Origin of the sequence: Streptomyces spongiae, assembly GCF_009377185.1 — a bacterium.
Lineage (GTDB): Bacteria > Actinomycetota > Actinomycetes > Streptomycetales > Streptomycetaceae > Streptomyces > Streptomyces spongiae.
This window is the reverse complement of the sequence record NZ_VJZC01000966.1, coordinates 1-2,145: the sequence shown is the minus strand read 5'-3', so window position 1 is coordinate 2,145 and position 2,145 is coordinate 1. Positions and strand designations below refer to the sequence as shown.

2 protein-coding genes are annotated in these 2,145 nt (G+C 69.5%); both read right to left on the bottom strand.

From position 1 onward, the window contains the following. Nucleotides 1-65: 65 nt before the first annotated feature. Nucleotides 66-779, bottom strand: a complete 714-nt coding sequence (locus tag FNH08_RS49215; RefSeq protein WP_152778460.1) for a hypothetical protein — start codon at nt 777-779, stop codon at nt 66-68. Continuing rightward, a complete protein-coding gene (locus FNH08_RS49210) occupies nt 776-1,909 on the bottom strand; it encodes a hypothetical protein (protein WP_152778458.1) in 1,134 nt (377 codons plus the stop codon). Before FNH08_RS49210 ends, FNH08_RS49215 begins: the two co-directional genes overlap by 4 nt. Nucleotides 1,910-2,145: the final 236 nt, after the last annotated feature.

Here is a 2,145-nt window from a genome sequence, read left to right as displayed (position 1 = left end):
CCCGAGACGACTCGCTTCTCGGGCAGGCCCGCACCGCTGTGTGCGTAGCCGCAGGGGCAGCTGGCCTAGCGCCGGCGGCCCTTACGACGTTTCACCAGATCGTCGTAGATCGTTTTCCGGAACCACATTTCTTTGAGCACGGGCGGCTTCTTACGGTCGCCGGGGCGCCGATCCGGTGGCGGAACCTGCCCGCGGTTCTTGTAGGAGTGCATCGTGGACCTGGCGACGGGCTTCCCGCGCGTCGCGTTGCCCATGATCGCGCGGTACTCGTCGATGTCGAGCAGGTCGCCGGGATTCCCCTCCGGCGGCGGCTTCACCCACACCGGGCCCGCCCCGGTGTACTCCGCCCAGGCCTGAGGGCGCTTCTTCTGTACCCAGTCGTCGACGTCCGCTGTGTCCCACAGGCCGTCGTCGCCGGCCGCAGGGAAGCCTTCGGCTTTCGTCCAGTGGCCAATGCCCGGCTCGGTCATGCGGTACCGCTGCGCGAGACCGCCCTTACCCAGCCTCGTCGCCCCGGAAGCACTCTCCGGCTGCTCCTCGGCCTCGTCCGATGCCTCAGCACAGGAAGCCGTGTCCGGTTCGACCGGCACCGGTGCATGTCCCGGCCAGGACTGCGGGCGGTTGTGGCGCACCCAGGTGTCCACCTGCTGCGCATCCCAGCCGCCCCCCGCCAAGGGGGAGGGGAAGTTGAGCAGACCTGTCCAGTTGTCCACCGTCCGGGGCGTCACATCATAGGTTGCGCAGATGCCGGCGTGGTCGATCTTGCCGCTCCTGGTCATCCGCGGCTCTTCCCTCGGGCCACCTTGGAGCCGCGGGGCCGGCCCGTGGCCGGCCGCCGGACGAAGAGGTACGCGGTGGACCGGTACCACATCGGCTCGTCGACGGAGGGCTCCTCGCCGTCGCCCGGGACCCGGTCGGGCCTCGGCATCCGCCCGTCCGACTGGTAGACCTGCAGCGTCGAGGCCTTCGGTGCCGGCCGGCCGCGGGCTGCGGTGTCGATCGCCCGGATCTGCTCGAGGGTCAGCAGGTCCTGCTCGTCACCGCCCGGCAGCTCGAGATCGTCACGTAGTCCGGCAGCTTTCTGGGCATTCCGCTCGGATCCGGCCTGCTCCGCGCCGGACGTGCCCGTGCGGCGGGTGGCCGGCCTGGACCGGATGAAGCCGTACGCGGTGGACCGGTACCACATGGGCTCGTCGACGGCGGGTTCCTCGCCGTCGCCCGGGGCCCGGTCGGGCCGCGGCATCCGTCCGTCGCGCTGGTAGATCTTCAACGTCGCGGCCTGGGGCGCCGGCCGGCCCCGGGCTGCGGTGTCGATCGCCCGGATCTGCTCGAGCGTCAACAGGTCCTGGTCATCACCGCCCGGCAGCTCGAGATCGGCACCCGGCCCGCCAGTCGCCTGCGGCTGCTGCTCGGAATCGGGCTGCTCCACGACCGTCGTCTGGCGGCGGGTCCTGCGCGGCCGATTGAGGTACGCGTAGGCGGTCGACCGGAACCACCTGTCCTCGTTGACTTCGGGCTTTTGCCCATCGCCCGCCTTGCGGTCCGGCCTCGCCAAGGTCCCCTTGGAGATATAGGTCCGCAGGGTCCGTACGTCGGTCGCATCGCGGTTGAAGGCCCGCCCCTCGAGCTCGCCGATCCGCTGCAGGGTCAGCAAGTCACGAGCGTCGCCGGGCGGCAGGCCCAACGGATTGCGCCCCTTCTGCCCCTTGATCCATACGCCCGGAAAGTTCTTGCGCAGCCACTCGTCCACCTCGTCCTCGTCGTAGACGTCCGCCTTGCCGGCCCTGTCGACCGTATCCGGGAAGCTCTCCTCGCCGGTCCACTTGTAGGCGGTGTCCCGGTGCACGTCATACCGCTCGCTGATGAGGGTGACGTTCGTGTGCTTCTGTTCGGAACCTTCAGGAATCATGACGTCTCCAAGGGCCGGCGCGGCCTTCTCCAGGGTGCTGGCCGCCGTACGGCGGGGGCGTATTTTCGTGGTCCCGGCCGGCGGAGCTTGCCAGGGTCGTGCGGGCGGTGAGAGTGGTGCGGCCGCAGGGGCCCCACCATCAGAGCAAGTTACATAGAAAAATAGAATTGTGCAATCCTCGCGGGTGTGTCGGGCGGTATCCGCGTGCCGCCGGCATGCCATCGTGGGCTTCGGCG

Excerpts from the sequence above, each read along its gene's own strand:
- FNH08_RS49215 (WP_152778460.1), bottom strand. The coding sequence starts at position 779 with ATGACCAGGAGCGGCAAGATCGACCACGCCGGCATCTGCGCAACCTAT.
- FNH08_RS49210 (WP_152778458.1), bottom strand. The coding sequence starts at position 1,909 with ATGATTCCTGAAGGTTCCGAACAGAAGCACACGAACGTCACCCTCATC.